This is a genomic window from Streptomyces sp. NPDC004435, assembly GCF_042873895.1.
GTDB lineage: Bacteria > Actinomycetota > Actinomycetes > Streptomycetales > Streptomycetaceae > Streptomyces.
Genome location: NZ_JBIAMB010000001.1, coordinates 123,112 through 139,379 on the forward strand (window position 1 = coordinate 123,112; position 16,268 = coordinate 139,379).

Annotated in this window: 14 protein-coding genes and 1 tRNA gene; 6 read left to right on the plus strand and 9 right to left on the minus strand. The window is 74.2% G+C overall.

Translation table 11 applies throughout. The features are described from left to right. The first annotated feature begins 203 nt into the window (after window positions 1-203). Entirely contained in the window at window positions 204-1,319 is a 1,116-nt protein-coding gene (locus tag ACFYT9_RS00610; RefSeq protein WP_387271764.1) for an LLM class flavin-dependent oxidoreductase, read from the plus strand. Between the two features lie 254 nt (window positions 1,320-1,573). Beyond that, complete coding sequence (locus ACFYT9_RS00615; RefSeq protein ID WP_376601598.1) at window positions 1,574-3,268, plus strand: glycosyl hydrolase family 18 protein; 1,695 nt, start codon at window positions 1,574-1,576, stop codon at window positions 3,266-3,268. Between the two features lie 96 nt (window positions 3,269-3,364). Here the strand turns inward: ACFYT9_RS00615 and ACFYT9_RS00620 are convergent, their stop codons facing one another. Beyond that, window positions 3,365-5,260: a putative bifunctional diguanylate cyclase/phosphodiesterase gene (locus ACFYT9_RS00620; protein WP_389160034.1), complete on the minus strand. Its 1,896-nt coding sequence runs from the start codon at window positions 5,258-5,260 to the stop codon at window positions 3,365-3,367. A gap of 291 nt (window positions 5,261-5,551) precedes the next feature. Here ACFYT9_RS00620 and ACFYT9_RS00625 point away from each other — a divergent pair, with 291 nt between their 5' ends. Then, window positions 5,552-6,868: a M6 family metalloprotease domain-containing protein gene (locus tag ACFYT9_RS00625; RefSeq protein WP_376601600.1), complete on the plus strand. Its 1,317-nt coding sequence runs from the start codon at window positions 5,552-5,554 to the stop codon at window positions 6,866-6,868. A 154-nt stretch (window positions 6,869-7,022) separates the two neighbouring features. Here the strand turns inward: ACFYT9_RS00625 and ACFYT9_RS00630 are convergent. The 4 genes from ACFYT9_RS00630 to ACFYT9_RS00645 all read right to left on the minus strand — a co-directional run bounded on the left by ACFYT9_RS00630 (window position 7,023) and on the right by ACFYT9_RS00645 (window position 8,929). Next, window positions 7,023-7,096: transfer RNA gene (locus ACFYT9_RS00630), tRNA-Lys, on the minus strand. Then, window positions 7,087-7,731 carry a hypothetical protein gene (locus tag ACFYT9_RS00635; RefSeq protein WP_376605671.1) on the minus strand — a complete coding sequence of 215 codons (645 nt, stop codon included), beginning with the start codon at window positions 7,729-7,731 and terminating at the stop codon, window positions 7,087-7,089. The genes ACFYT9_RS00630 and ACFYT9_RS00635 overlap by 10 nt, the downstream gene beginning before the upstream one ends. A 140-nt stretch (window positions 7,732-7,871) precedes the next feature. Continuing rightward, complete coding sequence (locus ACFYT9_RS00640; protein WP_389160036.1) at window positions 7,872-8,228, minus strand: hypothetical protein; 357 nt, start codon at window positions 8,226-8,228, stop codon at window positions 7,872-7,874. A gap of 86 nt (window positions 8,229-8,314) precedes the next feature. Next, on the minus strand, window positions 8,315-8,929 hold the full coding sequence (locus ACFYT9_RS00645; protein ID WP_389160038.1) for a TetR/AcrR family transcriptional regulator: 615 nt from the start codon (window positions 8,927-8,929) through the stop codon (window positions 8,315-8,317). Window positions 8,930-9,010: 81 nt separating this feature from the next. Between ACFYT9_RS00645 and ACFYT9_RS00650 the strand changes: the two genes are divergently transcribed. Continuing rightward, the gene (locus ACFYT9_RS00650) at window positions 9,011-9,640 is read left to right on the plus strand and encodes a peroxiredoxin-like family protein (protein ID WP_389160040.1); all 630 of its coding nucleotides are present in this window, start codon (window positions 9,011-9,013) and stop codon (window positions 9,638-9,640) included. A gap of 102 nt (window positions 9,641-9,742) precedes the next feature. Here ACFYT9_RS00650 and ACFYT9_RS00655 read toward each other — a convergent pair whose 3' ends face one another. Continuing rightward, the gene (locus ACFYT9_RS00655; RefSeq protein ID WP_389160042.1) at window positions 9,743-10,156 is read right to left on the minus strand and encodes an SH3 domain-containing protein; all 414 of its coding nucleotides are present in this window, start codon (window positions 10,154-10,156) and stop codon (window positions 9,743-9,745) included. A 144-nt stretch (window positions 10,157-10,300) separates the two neighbouring features. Between ACFYT9_RS00655 and ACFYT9_RS00660 the strand changes: the two genes are divergently transcribed. Continuing rightward, complete coding sequence (locus ACFYT9_RS00660) at window positions 10,301-11,302, plus strand: ArsR family transcriptional regulator (protein WP_387271782.1); 1,002 nt, start codon at window positions 10,301-10,303, stop codon at window positions 11,300-11,302. Window positions 11,303-11,316: 14 nt separating this feature from the next. On the opposite strand, the gene ACFYT9_RS00665 is transcribed toward ACFYT9_RS00660, so the two are convergent. Genes ACFYT9_RS00665 through ACFYT9_RS00675 form a run of 3 tightly spaced genes read right to left on the minus strand, consistent with a single transcriptional unit; the run spans window position 11,317 to window position 15,394 of the window. Further along, entirely contained in the window at window positions 11,317-12,663 is a 1,347-nt protein-coding gene (locus ACFYT9_RS00665) for an AAA domain-containing protein (protein ID WP_389160044.1), read from the minus strand. Then, a complete protein-coding gene (locus tag ACFYT9_RS00670; protein WP_389160046.1) occupies window positions 12,660-14,240 on the minus strand; it encodes a hypothetical protein in 1,581 nt (526 codons plus the stop codon). The genes ACFYT9_RS00665 and ACFYT9_RS00670 overlap by 4 nt, the downstream gene beginning before the upstream one ends. Then, window positions 14,231-15,394 (minus strand): hypothetical protein, encoded by a 1,164-nt coding sequence (locus ACFYT9_RS00675; protein ID WP_387271748.1) that lies wholly within the window; start codon window positions 15,392-15,394, stop codon window positions 14,231-14,233. Before ACFYT9_RS00675 ends, ACFYT9_RS00670 begins: the two co-directional genes overlap by 10 nt. A gap of 168 nt (window positions 15,395-15,562) precedes the next feature. On the opposite strand from ACFYT9_RS00675, the gene ACFYT9_RS00680 reads away from it, so the two are divergent. After that, a complete protein-coding gene (locus ACFYT9_RS00680) occupies window positions 15,563-16,159 on the plus strand; it encodes a histidine phosphatase family protein (RefSeq protein ID WP_387271746.1) in 597 nt (198 codons plus the stop codon). Window positions 16,160-16,268 lie beyond the last annotated feature (109 nt).

Sequence of the window (16,268 nt, forward strand, 5' to 3'; positions counted from 1 at the left end):
GGAGTGCGGGCCCGTGCTCGCGCGCGCGTTCGGCTCCCGGGGAATTCCGGATTCTCCGGGCGGGGGCGGGCCCGGATCCCGCCGTTCCGGTGGCCGGAATGTGACTCCGGTCACCCGACCCGCCCCGTTCGCCCCGGAATAAGCGCCACCGCACCCCGGTTGCCGCTCCGGTGGAGATACCCGAGCGGAGAGAGGACCGGACGGTGAGCGAGACCGGCACCCAGGAAGACGCAGGCACGGCGGACGGCACCGGCGCCGACGCCGTACGAGGAGTGGCCCTGGGCAGCGCCCCCGTGCCGCTCTCCGTACTGGACCTGGTGACCGTCGGCAGCGGCTCCACCGCGAGCCGGTCGCTCGCCACCAGCGTGGAGCTCAGCCGGCTCGCCGAGCGGCGCGGCTACCACCGGCACTGGGTGGCCGAGCACCACTCCATGCCCGGGGTCGCCTCCTCCTCGCCGGCCGTGATCCTCGCCCACCTCGCCGCCCACACCCGCCGTATCCGGCTCGGCTCCGGCGGCGTGATGCTGCCCAACCACGCCCCGCTGGTGATCGCCGAGCAGTTCGGCACCCTGGAGGCGCTCGCCCCGGGCCGGATCGACCTCGGCCTCGGCCGCGCCCCCGGAACCGACGGCGCCACCGCCGCCGCCCTGCGCCGCACGAACACCCTGAACGAGGGCGCCGACGATTTCCCCGAGCAGCTGTCCGAGCTGACCCGCTTCCTCGACGACGACTTCCCCGACGCGCACCCCTACTCCCGGATCCACGCCGTGCCCGGCCCGGTGCAGGGCCCGAAGGGCCGGCCGCCGATCTGGCTGCTCGGCTCCTCCGGCTTCAGCGCCCGGCTCGCCGGACTGCTCGGGCTGCCCTTCGCCTTCGCCCACCACTTCTCGGCCCGCAACACCGTCCCCGCCCTCGACCTCTACCGCGAGTCCTTCCGCCCCTCCGCCGTGCTCGACGCCCCCTACGCCCTGATCGGCGTCGGCGCGCTCGCCGCCGAGGACGAGAAGGAGGCGTACCGCCAGGTGCTCACCGGCGCGCTGTCGATGCTGCGGCTGCGCACCGGCCGGCCCGGGCTCATCCCGACGCCGGAGGAGGCGGAGGCGTACGGCTTCTCCCCGGCGGAGCGCGAGTTCGCCGACGGCTGGCTGGCGAACGTCGTGTACGGCACCCCGGACGCGGTCCGGTCGGGTCTGGACGACCTCCGGAAGCGGACCGGCGCCGACGAGCTGATGCTGACCGCCAACGCGCACGGCGGAGAGGCGCGGCTGCGGAGCTACGAACTGATCGCGGACGCCTACGGGTTGCCCGAGCTCGACTGAATCCGGGATTCCGGTGGAGCACTGGTTCACCGTGAAACCACCCCGCCGGCTCCCCTAAAGGAACCTTAAACCGCTCGTCACTGATGGTGGCGGGCGGTCCTTTTTTGTGCTGCACGCCTCTGACGAGGGCTTTCCCTCTCCGATTGGTCTAGTCCTCAATCTGGTTCAGACCATTGACGCGCCGTTCACACGGGGGCTATCACTTCTCCAACTCCTTGTACGGCACCACCAGTACCCCCCATCGGAGGACGCTCGTGCACCCCCGTAAGTCATTGATCGCCGCGCTGCTCAGCTCGGCCCTCGCGGCCGGCGCCCTCGCCGCCACCGCGGGTCTCGGCTCCGCCCAGGCCGCCGACGCCTCGACCACCGCCTCCCCGGGCGGCGTGCGCATCGCGTACTACGACCAGTGGAGCGTGTACGGCAACGCGTTCTACCCGAAGCACCTCGACACGCGGGGCATCGCGAGCCAGCTGGACATCATCAACTACTCGTTCGGCAACATCCACCCGACGAACCTCACGTGTTTCATGGCCAACAAGGCCGCGGGTGACGACAACAACCCGAACGCGGGCGACGGCGCGGGCGACTCCTACGCCGACTACCAGAAGTCCTTCTCCGCGGCCGACTCCGTCGACGGCGTCGCCGACAAGTGGGACCAGCCGATCGTGGGCGTCTTCAACCAGTTCAAGGAACTGAAGGCGAAGTACCCCCACCTGAAGATCAACATCTCGCTGGGCGGCTGGACGTACTCCAAGTACTTCCACGACGCCGCGAAGACGGACGCGAGCCGCAAGAAGCTCGTCTCCTCCTGCATCGACCAGTACCTCAAGGGCAACCTGCCCGTCGAGGGCGGCTTCGGCGGCGCGGGCACGGCGGCCGGCATCTTCGACGGCATCGACATCGACTGGGAGTACCCGGGCTCCTCCGGCGGCCACCTGGGCAACCACTACGGCCCCGAGGACAAGCAGAACTTCACGCTGCTCCTCGCCGAGTTCCGCAAGCAGCTCGACGAGTACGGCGCGGCCAACGGCGGCAAGAAGTACATGCTGACCGCCGCCATGCCGGCCGGCCAGGACAAGATCAAGTACATCGAGACCGACAAGATCGGCCAGTACTTGGACTACGCCAACATCATGACGTACGACATGCACGGCGCCTGGGACGGCGACGGGCCGACGTACCACCAGTCGCCGCTCTACTCCGGCGCGAACGACCCGACCGACCCGATCGCCCCGGGCACCGAGAAGTACTCGATCGACAACGCGATCGACTCCTGGATCGACGGCAAGCCCGCCTACGGCATCGCCGGCGGCTTCCCCGCCGAGAAGCTGACGCTGGGCTACGAGTTCTACTACCGCGGCTGGAAGGGCGTGCCCGCCGGCTCCGCCAACGGCCTCGCGCAGTCCGCCACCGGCGGTTCCGGTGCCCGCCCGCTCTCCCAGCAGGCCGGCATCGCGCACTACAAGGAGCTCGGCGGCATCGTCGACAACGCGGCGACCACCTTCTGGGACGACCAGGCCAAGTCCGCGTACTTCTACAAGGACGGCGAGTTCTTCACCGGCCTGAACCAGAAGGCCATCCAGGAGCGCGTGAACTACGGCAAGCAGCGCGGTCTCGGCGGCGCGATGATGTACTCGCTCCTCGGCCTGGACAACAACGCCACCCTGCTGACCCAGATCAACGCGGCGCTCGGCGGCACCACCACCCCGCCCACGACCCCGCCCACCACGCCGCCGACCACCCCGCCCACGACCCCGCCGACCACGCCGCCGACCACCCCGCCGGCCGGCTGCGGCTCGCTCCCGGCCTACGTCGCCGGCACGGTCTACAACTCGGGCAACGAGGTCTCCCACAACGGCCGCAAGTACAAGGCCAAGTGGTGGACGCAGAACGAGACCCCCGGCTCGACCGGTGAGTGGGGCGTCTGGCAGGACCTCGGCGCCTGCTGAGCCTGACCCCGCACCACCCCTCATGAACCGCTGCCCCCGCCCGGAATGTCCCTCCGGCCGGGGGCAGTTCCATGCCCGCGCACGCCCCCGGGGGACTCAGACCCGGAGCGGCGTCGTGCCCTCCAGCATCGCGGCGATGCGGTCCGCGGCCACCGCCCGCGAGTACAGCCAGCCCTGCCCGGTGTCGCAGCCGATCCGCCGCAGCCTCGCCGCCTGCCCGGCCGTCTCCACGCACTCGGCGGTGACGGTGAGGCCCAGCCGGTGGGCGAGCTGCACCAGCGCCTCCACGATCAGCTCGTCCGCCGGATTGGCGTGCTCCTCGTCCTGGAAGCCGCGCACGAAGGAGCCGTCCAGCTTGAGGACGGAGACCGGGAGCCGGCTCAGATAGGCCAGGTTCGAGTAGCCGGTGCCGAAGTCGTCGATGGCGATCCGCACGCCCATGTCGCTCAGCGCCTGGAGGGCCTGGAGCGGCCGGCCCGCCGAGCCCATCACCGCGGACTCGGTCAGCTCCAGCTGGAGCAGGTGCGGGGTGAGCCCCGTCTCGGCGAGGATCCCCGCCACGTCCGCCACCAGATCGGAGTCCCAGACCTGGCGGACCGCCACGTTCACGCTGACGAAGAGCGGCCGCTCGCGCGGATGGTCCTTCTGCCACTGCCGGGCCTGCTCGCACGCGGTCCGCAGCACCCACCGCCCGAGCTCGACGATCGAGCCGTCCTCCTCGGCGATCGCGACGAACCGATTCGGCGGAAGCACGCCGAACTGCGGGTGGTTCCAGCGCACCAGCGCCTCCACCCCGCGCACCGCCCCGCCGGCGAGATCGACCAGCGGCTGGTACTCCAGCGCGAACTCACCGCGCTCCACCGCCGGCCGCAGCGTGGAGGAGAGCGCCTGCCGCGTCATCCGGTGCGCGTTGCGCTCCGGGTCGAAGAGCGTCCACCGCGCCTTGCCGTCGGCCTTCGCCCAGTACAGCGTGGTGTCGGCGGCCTGCATCAGCCCGGTGGCGGTGGTGCCGAGGGCCGTGCGCTCCACGACGCCGATCGAGGCGGAGACCGAGAGCCGCTGGCCGCCGAGGTCGAAGGGCCGCTCCAGCGCGTTGAGCACCGAGCGGGCCAGATCGGCGAGTTGCTCCGTCCCGCTGGAGTCCTCCACGAGGACGGCGAACTCGTCGCCGCCGAGCCGCGCCACAAGATGGCCCCCGCTGCGGGTGTAACCGGCGCTGTCCGCGCACTCGGTGAGCCGCCCGGCGACGGCGGCGAGCAGCCGGTCGCCGACCCGGTGCCCCAGCGTGTCGTTGACCGCCTTGAAGCCGTCGAGATCCAGGTAGCAGAGGCCGATCCGCCCTGTTCTGCCATACCCGTGCGACTGATACGACAGATACGGATCATGTGACCGGTACGGCTCCGGGGCAGCGGCCGGTTCGAGCGGCCCGCCCGCTCCCGCCGCCGTCTCGGCGCTCTCCGCCGCCGCCGTCTCCAGAGCGGCCGACAGGCGCTCGAAGAAGAGCGTCCGGTTGGGCAGCCGGGTCACCGGGTCGTGCATCTGGAGGTGGCGCAGCCGGGCCTGGAGCTCGCGCCGGTCGCTGATGTCCGCGACCGAGAGCAGCACCCGGCCGGCGTCGGGGACGGGGGCGACGGTGACCTCGGCCCACAGCTTGCGCCCGTCCGGATGCTTGAGCCGGCGGGTGCAGCGGAAGCGGGAGCGCCGGCCGCGCAGCACCTCGCGGTAGGCGTGCCAGGTGCGCCCGTCGGAGGCGAGGTCCACGAGGTCGGCGGCGGCCTGTTCGCGCAGCGCGGCGCTGTCGGTGCCGAGGAGGGTGCCGAGGGAGTCGTTGGCGGCGACGACCAGGCCGTCCCGGTCCACGAGGGCCATGGCGAGCTGGGAGGTGCGGAAGGCGGCCCGGTAGTCGCGGAGTTCACGCTCCGTGAGGGCCGGGCGGGCCGGCGGGAAGCCGGGCGGCTCTGGGTGTACCGGTCCTTCGGGGGTTCCGCTCACCGCTCGCTCCCGTGGTGAAGGGGGGCCGTTCACATGTGGTCGGGATGGTCGGCCTGGGACAAGTCTGCCGATCATAGAGCCAGCCCGGGGGGCCGTTCCAGCTCCGGGGCGGGTGCCCGGGGCCCGGTACGGGGTGAGGCCGTCCGTCGGACGCCACCCTCCCGACCGATTCCGTCCGGACCTGACCTGCGACGGCGACGGGATGACCGAATGTGACTTTCCGTGAGCTGAAGTGTGCCCGTCTCGCGTCCACTCCACGCCGCACCCTCACCCGACCGGGGCAGCGGAAACATGCGAAACGCCGCGAACCATCACAAGGTGGTGGAGGAGTCCCGCACTCGCGAACCGGAGGTCCACGTGGAGGGTCAGCAGCCACCCGAGGGAGTGGAGCGCTCCCGGCTGCGCGCCGGAGCCGCCTCGTTCACCGCGCTCGTCGCGCTCGCGGCGACCGGCCTGGTCGCCGGGCCCGCCGTCGCCGCTCCGTCGGCCGGCCCCTGCGCCCTGCCCCGTACGGCCGCCCATCACTCGCTCGGCCTCTCCAGCTGGAACGGCTCCTATCCGCGCCCCGAGCGCTCCCTCGACGCGGTGATGATCTTCCTGTCCTTCCCGGACGCCACTCCGCTGACCACCCCGGAGGAGCTGACCGCCGACCACTTCCCGGCGACCACCGAGTTCTTCCGGCGGGCCTCCTACGGGCGGTTCGACCTGCGCCCGCACGCCCGGGCCGACTGGACGCGGATGCCCCGCCCGTCCACCGCCTACGACATACGGCGTGACTGGGGGGCCGCGGACCGGGCCGCCTATCTGCGGGACGCGCTCGCCGCCGCCGACGACTCCGTCGACTTCTCCCGGTACGACATCGTCTATCTGGTGGCCGACCCGGACGCGCCCGGCGTGGACTCGGACGCCACGAAGGTCGTCAACCTGGAGCGTCCGCTGGAGGCCGACGGCACGAAGATCCGGCGGGTCGTCACGGTCTTCGAGCGGCACCCGCCGGACCGCAACGTCCTCGCCCACGAGACGGGTCACGTCTTCGACCTGCCCGACCTCTACCGCCGGCCCGCCGACGGCAAGGGCGACTGGGACACCCATGTGGGCGACTGGGACGTCATGGGCAGCCAGTTCGGGCTCTCCCCCGACCCCTTCGGCTGGCACAAGTGGAAGCTGGGCTGGCTCGACCCCTCCCAGGTGACCTGCGTCCAGGGCGCCGAGCCGCGGATGGTCGGCCTGGAGGCGGTCTCCGCCGCGCCGGTGGTCCCCGGCGCGCGCGGCACCCGGCTCGCGGTCGTCCGCACCGGCCCGGACAGCGTCCTCGCGATCGAGGCCCGGGAGGCGAGCGGCAACGACGCCGACACCTGCACCGAGGGCGTCCTCGTCTACCGAGTGCGGGCCGGCGCCGCCTCGGGCGACGGCCCGGTCGAGGTCGTCGACGCCCACCCGGCCACCGAGGCGTGCTGGGAGCGGTCGGTGTACCCGCCGCTCGCCGACGCGCCGATGGAGGTGGGGGAGACGCTGACCGTGCCCGGCACGGACGTCCGCGTCGAGGTCGCCGACCGCAGCGCCTCCGGCGTCTGGACGGTGAAGATCACCCCGCCCGCTCCGGAGTGACGGCCCGGCCCGGAGTGACCGCCCGGCCGGACGAGCGGAGGGCCCGGACGGACCTGCGGATGGCCGCCGGACCTGTGGAAGGCCGCCGGACCTGCGGAAGCGGCTGGACATGCGGAAAGGCCCCTCGCTCTCGCGAGGGGCCTTTCCGTGTCTGTGCGCCGCCAGGGACTCGAACCCCGGACCCGCTGATTAAGAGTCAGCTGCTCTAACCAACTGAGCTAGCGGCGCCTGCTGACGTCGTAGACATTAGCACCCTGAGCGGCGGGAGCGAAAATCGATACCCGCACGTCGGGCGCGGAAACCGTCCGGGCCGCCCGGACACAGGCCCAGAGCATCACCTCGGGCCCCGGCAGCCACGGGCTCCGCGTGTCGGGGGCCACCAGCCAGCGCGGCTCGGCGGCGCTCTTCCCGGCCGGGGTCAGCGGCGGCACGGTCACCGCGTCGCCCGTGCCGTGACAGAGCGGCCGGGGCACCGCGTCGCCCCACTCCTCCCAGTCGAGCAGCGCGGGCAGCCGCTGGGCCGTCCCCGGCGCGGCGAAGAGCAGCATCCGGCCCCGGTGCACGGCCACCGGGCCCGAGCCCGGGCCCTCCTCCCACAGCCGGTCGAGCATCCGCCGCCCGAAGACCGGGTCCACACCGACCACGTCGAAGGCCGTCCCGCACGGCAGCACCGCCGGCGCGTCCGGCCGCGCCTCCCAGCGTCCGAGCGCCGCCCCGGGCTCCCCGCCCGCCGCCGAGGCCAGCCAGGCGGCGCCGTCCGCGGTCACCCGGGCGGTCTGGTGCCGGTCCTCGTCCCCCGCCCGCAGGAAGCGGAAGACGTCGTACGGGGTGGTCTCGTCGCGCAGCCAGGTCGTCGTCGTCATGCCGACAGGTCTACCGTCGGTGACGGAGCGCACGCCGAGAGTTCCGGAAACGCGGACAGGGCGGGTACCGGGGGAGTATCGTGCGCACCGCATATGCCGAACGCCTGTTCCGCCCGGGACGGTCGGTCCTCCGCGGGCGGTCAGTCCTCCGCGGGTCGCCCGCCCGTACGGATCAGGTCCCGGCCGAACTCGATCATCTTCCGCGCGTAGTCCTCGGTCCAGGCCGCCCGCTCGGCCACGTCCGCCGCCGTCAGCCGGTCGAACCGCTTCGGGTCGGCGAGCTGCGCCGCCGCCATGGCCTGGAACTCGATCGCCCGGTCCGTCGCCGCCCGGAACGCCAGGGTCAGCTCGGTCGCCCGGGACAGCAGCTCCTTCGGGTCCTCGATCGACTCCAGATCGAAGAAGTGCTCCGGGTCGGCGGTCGCCTCGGCAGGCTCGAAGATCAGCGGCGCCGGCCGCAGCCGTCGCTGTCCGCTCCGCTCCGCGGATTCCGCCATGCTCTGCTCCTTCTCCCGCACCCACGCGCCCCGGAAACCCGGACCACCCCCCATTGTCCCGGTTCCCGCAAGACCGCCCGCGGGCGTCAACGCCCCAGGCCGCGCAGCAGCATGCGGAGCCCGCCCAGGAACTCCTCGTCGGCGGCGACCCGGCCGGAGTCCCGGGCGGTCGCCGTCAGGAGCGGGTACAGGTCGCCGGGCAGTGCCGCGATCGCCAGGGTGCCCGGGCCGGCGAGCGGCCCGCGGTGCTCCAGCTGGATCGCCCCGCTCACGTACGCGTGCAGGGCCCGCAGGGCGACCACCCGCCGGGATCCTTCGATCCCGGCCTCGGTGAGGATCCCGAGCACGGTCTCCGACCAGCGCAGTCCGCCGGTGGCGCGGTGCCGGTGGGCGAGGGTGAGCGGGACGGCCTCCGGGTGGCGGGCGACCGCGTCGCGCAGCCGGACGGCCATGGTCTCGACCCGTTCGGGCCAGGGCGCGCCGCCGGGTGGAGGGGCGGTGTCCAGGTCGTCGAGGATCCGGTCGACCACCAGCCGCTCCAGCTCGTCGCGGTCGCTCACGTACCGGTAGAGCGCCATCGGGCTCATGCCGAGCTCCTTGGCGGCGGTGCGCATGGAGAGCGCGGACAGTCCGTCGCGGTCGACGACGGCGAGCGCGGCGGCGGCGAGCCGGTCGGGGGTGAGGGAGCGGGGTCGTGGCATGGCGCTTGACAGCGTACGCCCTACGCCTACGCTCGTAGGAGTACGCCGTACACCTACGGGCTCTCCCGCGGAAGGTGATCCATGCGCACGCCCTCGAACCCCACCCGTACCCCGCTCCGTCCCCGCCTCCGGCTCCGGCCGGGCGACTCCGTCCCCGTCCGCACGCTCACGCCCGTCACCGGCCCGCCGCTGGCCGTGCCGGACCCCGGGAGCGCCGTCCACGTGCAGTTCCGGCGTTTCGCGGGCTGCCCCGTCTGCAACCTCCACCTCCGCTCGGTCGCCCGGCGACACGCCGAGATCGAACGGGCGGGGATCCGGGAGGTGGTCCTCTTCCACTCGCCCGCCGACGAACTGCGCGAGCACGTGGCCCACCTGCCCTTCGCCGTCGTCGCGGACCCCGGCAAGGAGCTGTACGCGGAGTTCGGCGTCGAGGCCCACCGCCGGGCCCTGCTCGACCCGCGGGGCTGGCCGGGGATCGTCCGCGGTGTCCTGGCGGGCGCCGCCGACCTGCTCCGGGGTCGGGGCCGGCTCCCCGCCGCCTCCCAGCCCGGAGGCCGGATCGGCCTCCCCGCGGACTTCCTCATCTCCCCGGAGGGCCGGATCACCGCCGTGAAGTACGGCGAGCACGTCGACGACCAGTGGTCGGTCGACGAACTCCTCACCCACGCGCCCCAAGCCGGACCCCCCGCCCCGGGGCCGCCCACCGGGTGAACCCGGAGCCGCGCGGAGGATGGATCCGGAACCGCGCGGCGGGCGGCCGGTCGGGCGCGGAGGGCTACGCCGACTCCTCCGGTCCGGGCCGGGTGGGCGGTTCTAGCACCTCGCGGAGGCGGGCAGGTCGGCGTACTTGTTGCCGGAGAAGTAGATGGCGCTGGAGTAGCCCCAGCGGCCGCTGTCGTTCCTGGCGAGGATCCACACGTTGTTGGTGGTGCCCTCGGCGGTCACCGACTCGCCGACACGCCAGCAGCGGACCGTGTAGTAGCGGTTGGCGTACAGCTTGCCGATGGCCTCGTAGTCGCCGGACGGCCCGGTCCTGTGGTTCACCGTCTTCCACACCTTGCGGCTGTAGTCGGCGGCGGCCTGGACCTGGCCCGCCCCGGCGGCCTCCGCCGACGCCCCGGAGCCGGCCGGGGCGGCCCCCGCCGTGCCCGCCGTGCCCAGGACCCCGGCGAGTGCCATGGCGCCCGTGACGGCGGCAACTGCCGCTGTGGACTTGAGAGTTCGCATGATTCTTCCTCCCGTTCGGATGGATTCCGGCGGCGCGGACACGCCCGTCGTCCTGCGCCGTCGGCCAACCATGACGGATTCCGGCGGGGCCCCGCGATGCTGTTGCGGCTGACCGGAAAAGCCGAGCTCATCGGGGGGAACGAGATGCTCCGCATCCACTTCGGGGACGCCGACCTGGGGGCCTTACGGGTCGCCGCCGCGCCGAACCCGTTCTGGGAGATCGCCACCAGCCTGCACCGCTTCCAGACCCGCGACGGCCGCTGGGCCTACGCCGACTGGCTCCGGGCCGTACGGGCCGGTCTGCGGGAGAAGGGCCTCGAACGGGCCTTCCGTACGGTCCTCCTGCCGCTCTTCCCCCGGGCCGCCTACTTCCCGGACTTCCTCACCCCGGCGCACGGCGTCGACGGACTCGACGCGGGTCTCGACGCGATCCTGGCGACCCCGCCGCGGCGGGTGACCCAGGAGGTGCTCCGGCTGGACCGTGTCGTCGGGGCGCCCCGGTGGGCGGCGCGGCTCAGCACCCTGGAGGAGCGCGGGGAGCTCGTCCGGGTGCTGCGCGCCTATCACGACGTCGCCATCGCCCCGTACGCCGAGGCCATCCGCGCCCGCTTCGACGCCGAGCGGGCCGCGTTCGGCCGGGGCTTCCTCGACGGCGGCGTCGACGGACTGCTCGGCGGGGCGGGGCCGGCGATCCGCTGGCGGCCCCCGTCGCTGGAGGTCGACGTCCGGCCCGCCGACCGGGAACTGCGCCTCGACGGGCGCGGACTGACGCTGCTCCCCACGTACTTCTGCTGGCGCACCCCGACCAGCCTCGCCGACCCGGCCCTCCCGCCGGTCCTGTGCCACCCGGTGCGCCGGCCCGCCGCCGCGCTGCCCCCGGACCACCGCTTCGCCGCCGAACCGTCCGTCCCCCTCGCCGCCCTTCTCGGCCGGACCCGGGCGGCGGCCCTGTGCGCGGCCGCCACCGGGGCGACCACAGGGGAGATCGCCCGCGCGGCCGGCGTCTCCGCGGCCTCCGCCAGCCGCCACGCCACGGCCCTCCGCGACGCCGGCCTCATCACCAGCAACCGCCACGCCACGACCGTCCTGCACACCCTGACCCCCACCGGCGCCTCCGTCCTCCGCGCGGCCGCGACCCGCTCCTGACCTCGGCCCGGGGGTCAGGGCGTCCAGGTGACGCGGTGTTCGGAGAGGTGGGAGAGGACCGCGTGGTTCGCCTCCCAGCCGTCGGGGAACTTCACGGTGACGCCGAGCTGGACCGGCTCCGTCGACGGGTGCTCGTCGAGGAGGTCGGTGACGCCGGCACGGCAGACGACGACGCAGGCGTGGCGGTGGCGGGAGGCCAGCACGCACAGGCGGCCGGTCTCCAGGTGGAAGGCGGTGGCGTCGGGGCGGCCCGACAGGGGGTGGAGGACGACGGTGACGTCGTACTCGCGGCCCTGGAGCCGGTTGGCGGTGTCGACCGTCACCCCCGACACGCCCAGCGCCGCCAGGGCCGCGCGGACCGCCCCCGCCTGGTCCCGGTGGGCGGTGCCCACCGCGATCCGCTCCGCGGTCAGCGGCACCGGCGTGTCGGAGCGCTCGCTGACCGCCGCGCCGCCCCGGTCGAGGAGCCGGCGCACCACGAGCGCGACCGCGTGCACGGCCTCCGGGTCGGTGCGCGGGGTGTGCCGGGCGGGCAGTTCGAGCAGGCCCCAGCCCGACTCGGCGGCCTCGTCCAGGACCCGGTCCGGGGCGGAGCCGTCCGAGGGCACGCCGAAGGCGAGCCGCCGGTCGCCGGGACCGGTCCCCGAGCGGAACGGCGTGTACGGGTAGAACGCGTCCGACACCAGCGGCGCCGCCGACGCGGGCAACCGCCAGGAGACCGGCAGCCGGTGCTGCGGCAGCTCCGGGTTGTGGGCGAGCAGCGTCGACACGGCCGACGCCGAAGGGTCGTACGACAGCCCCGCCCACTGGTCGGCGCCCACCACCGAGAACGGGTCCAGCTGCCCCGGATCGCCCACGAACAGGGCCCGCTCGAAGAGCCCCGCCACGGCGAGCAGCGCGTCCGAGCGCATCTGGTACGCCTCGTCCACGATCGCGTGCGCCCACGGCTCCACGTTCTTCACGTGCGCCCACTTGGCGGCCGTCGAGACGACCACCGGCAGCCCGGCGAGGTCCCCGGCCTTCGCCGACTTCCGTACGCTGTCGAGCGCGTCGAGCGCCTTGTCGTACGGGTCCCCGTCGCTGGAGTGCAGCCGGCCCACCTCCAGCTCGGGCTCCTTCTCCGCGAGCCGCAGCACCAGGTCGTCCACCTGCGCGTTGGTCTGCGCCACCACCATCAGCGGGCGCCCCGCGGCGGCCAGTTCGAGCGCGGCCCGCACCACGAGCGTCGACTTGCCCGCGCCCGGCGGGGAGTCGACGACGACGCCCCGCGCACGCCCGTGCAGGGTGCTCTCCAGGATCTCCGCCGTCGCCTTCGCGGCGGCCGCGGCGGGGTCGAGCACGGCGGGGTCGTACACGGTCACAGCAGGTCCTCGGGGGTCACGGCGTCGGGCAGCTCGGCGGTGTCGGCGTGGCGCGGCGGGCCGCCATGGGTCCAAGGCGTCTCCTCCGGGTCGGGCAGCTTCGGCCCCACCCGCGTGTCGTGCTCGAAGAGCGTCCAGGCGATCCGCTCGCACTTCTCCGGCACCGTGCCCTCCGCGGGCTCCTTCGACCGCCCCATCTTGTCCAGCAGCCGCAGCACCAGCGAACCGTCCTCCTCACGGGCGACGAACTGGGCCGACTGCGGCTTCCCGCCGAGCGAGCGGTACACCTTCACGCCCTCGTCCAGATGCGGCCGGTCCTCCGTCCGGACCGTCAGCAGCGGGCGCGGCGCGGGCCGCTTCGACTCCGTCCATGCCATGACGACCTCGGTGACCTCTCCGGTGAACGCCTCGCCCGCCAGCCGCCGCCCGGCCAGCACCAGCGGATCGTCCAGGGCCTCCTGGGCGTCCAGCTGCCCCTGCGCCTGCTCGCGCGCGGCGAGCTTCGCGGCGGCGGTCACGGCGTCGTCGCGGCGCGGCTGCGGCGGCTCCCCGGCCGCGATCCGGTCCCGGTGCGCGGTGAAGGACCAGCGGTCCCGGGTCCACCGGTCCGCGACCCGCGCCCCCTCGGGCAGCTCCCGGAGCAGGCCGAGCGCCCGCCAGGTCGCCTCCCAGGTCGGCTTCAGCTGCGACGCGACCAGCCGGCGGACCTCCCGCTCGGCCCGGTGCAGCGCGGCGAGGGCCACGTCCGCCGCCTCGCCGTCCTCGGCGGCGCCGACCGCCTGCCGGGCCCGGTCGTACGCCTCGATCGCGGGCGCCAGCAGCTGGTTGTCGAAGGCCGGATCGGTCGCGGGCCCGGCCGGCGGGCACAGCAGCTGCCCCCGCGCGTCCCGCCCCAGCTCGGCCCGGTACGCGGCCTCGGCGCCCGGCTCCCCGTCGTACGGGTCGATCCAGGCGAGCAGCGCCCCCAGGTGCTGGTCCTCCAGGGAGGACTGCCCGGTCGCCCAGTGCCGGTTGAGCAGGTCCGTCGCCGCGAGCAGCAGCGAGGAGCCCGGCACCCGGGCCCGCTCGCCGTAGTGGGTCAGCCAGCGCCCGAGCAGCGGCACGCGCGCGGGTGCCGGATACGGCGTGTCGGGGTCCTGCTCGGCGGTCCGCCGGAACCTCGTCGACCGCCCCAGGAGCCGTACGTACTCGATCCCGGCCCGGCTCGGCACGATCAGCTGCGGCGCGTCCAGGCAGAGCTCGACCTGGACCTTCTCGCCGGTGGCGGAGTCCTTCCGCTCCACCGGCTCGACGGCGTCCGCGTACCCGTCGACGTACGGCAGCACCTCCTCGGCCAGTTCGGCGAGGAACGCGAACCGCAGCTCCCGGTCCCGGGGCTGCGGCACCACGAGGAGCCGCGGCTCCTCCGGATCGGTGCCGACCAGGGCCCCGAGTGGGGCGCCCGCCTCGCCGGCGGTGGTCAGCGGCACCAGCACGAGCGGCCGCCCGGAGAGGTGCCGGTGCCGGACGGTCGCCAGCGGCTGGGCCCGGCCCGCCTGCACGGCCTCCATCCGGGCCAGGTGCGCGATCAGCGACATGCGGCGGCCTCCGCCTCGTCCAGGGCCTCCTGCCGCAGCGCGCGCGCCCGGCGCAGCGCCGCCACCGCCGGGTCCTCCGGATCGCCGAGCTCGCCCCGCGCGGCGCCCAGGACCGCGCCGACCGTGGTCAGCCCGCCCAGCTCGCCCCGCACCGAACGCCCCAGGGTCTGCACCGCGTCCGCCGCCCGTGCCCGCGACCGGCAGTGGAAGCCCATCTCGCAGGCGGCCAGGCACTCCGGCGCGTACGCGTGCGGGACCGCCTCCACGGCCGCCGCCAGCTCCTCCGCCGAGCAGCCCTGCACGTCGAAGCTCAGCCCCTCCGGCAGGGCTCCGGCGATCTCCTCGATCCGGGTCAGCCGCTCCAGCTGCCGCCGGGTGACCGCCCGCTGCTTGCGGACGTCCACCACGGAGCCCGTCGGCAGGTTCGAGAAGTCCTTGGGGCAGACCAGCAGCACCGAACGGCCGACCTCGGCCCCCTCGGTGAGCGCCGCCACCCGCTCCAGCGCCAGCACGTACACCGCCGCCTGCCGGGCCGCCGCCCCCACCTTCGCCGCGTCCGCGGCCCCGTCCACCATCGGGAAGGACTTGATCTCCACGACCGTCCACCGCCCGGCCGGGTCCACCACGACGGCGTCGGGCTCCAGGTGCACCGGCGAGCCCGCCACCTCCAGCGTCAGCAGCGGATGGTCGAGCAGCGTCCACCCGCCGGCCGCGGTCGCCTCGCGCAGCGCGAGCGCCGTGCGCGCGGTCCGCCCCTCGGGCCCGGACGCCGACAGGTCCGGTACGGCGACGGTGCCCGGGTCCTCCACACCGAAGAGGCGCAGCAGCTCCCGCCCGCCGTCGGCCTTCACCTTCGCCTCGAAGCTGTTGCCCCGCACGATCGCGAACTGCGACTGGCCGAACGGCGCCGGTGATCCGAGCCGCGACGCGAGCGCCCCCTTGTCCACCCCGGCGCCGTCGAGCAGAGCGCGGCGCCTGCATCCCGGATTCGCGGCCAGCGCGGCCAGTGCCCGCGCGTCCAGCGGGCGCGGCGGAACCGCCGGCCCGCGCAGCTCGGCCAGTCTCTCCCGCGTCCTGCGCCGGCTCGCCGGGGTCGGCACGGGGTCCGTCGTCTGCGGCGGCCGTGACCCGCCGTCGTCCAGGGATGCGCTCACCCGCGGAAGTCTCGCATCCGCCACTGACAACGCGGGCGCGTTCCGGCCCGGGGACACCGGGAGTTCGCCCCGGAGCCACCTGCGCGATGATGGAGGCGACCCTCCGGAGGGCCCCCGACGGAAGGCACCCGTTCCCCGTTTCCGCGCACCTTCTGGAGAGCCCCGCCCATGGCACCGCGCATCCTGCTCGCCCGACACGGCCAGACCGAGTGGTCGCTCCTCGGACGCCACACCGGCAGGACCGACATCCCGCTGCTCGACGAGGGCCGGCGCGGCGCCGAGCTCCTCGGCGAGCGTCTCCACCGGGGCCGCTGGCAGGGCCTGCCCGGCGTCGAGGTGCGCACCAGCCCCCTGGTCCGCGCGAGCGAGACCTGCGACCTCGCCGGCTTCGGCGACCGGGCCGAACGCTGGGACGCCCTCATGGAGTGGGACTACGGCGCTTACGAGGGCCTGACCCCGGCCCAGATCCAGGAGCTGCGCCCGGGCTGGCTGATCTGGCGCGACGCCGTCCCGGAGGGCGAGTCGCTGGCCCAGCTCTCCGCCCGCGCCGACGAGGTCGTCGAGTGGGCCCGCTCGGCCGACCGGGACGTCCTGGTCTTCGCCCACGGCCACATCCTCCGCTCCATCGGCGCCCGCTGGCTCGGCGAGGACGTCTCCTTCGCCTCCCGCATCCGCCTCGACCCGACGAGCCTGTCGGTCCTCGGCTGGGCGTACGGCGCCCCGGCGATCGAGCGCTGGAACGACACGGGCCACCTGGAGGGCTGATCCGGGGAACGGGGTTTCGGGGACTGGTTCCCGGGACCCCGGGCACTGGGCCGGAAGCATCGGATCCAAAACATCGGATCCAAAACATCGGATCCAAAACATCGGATCC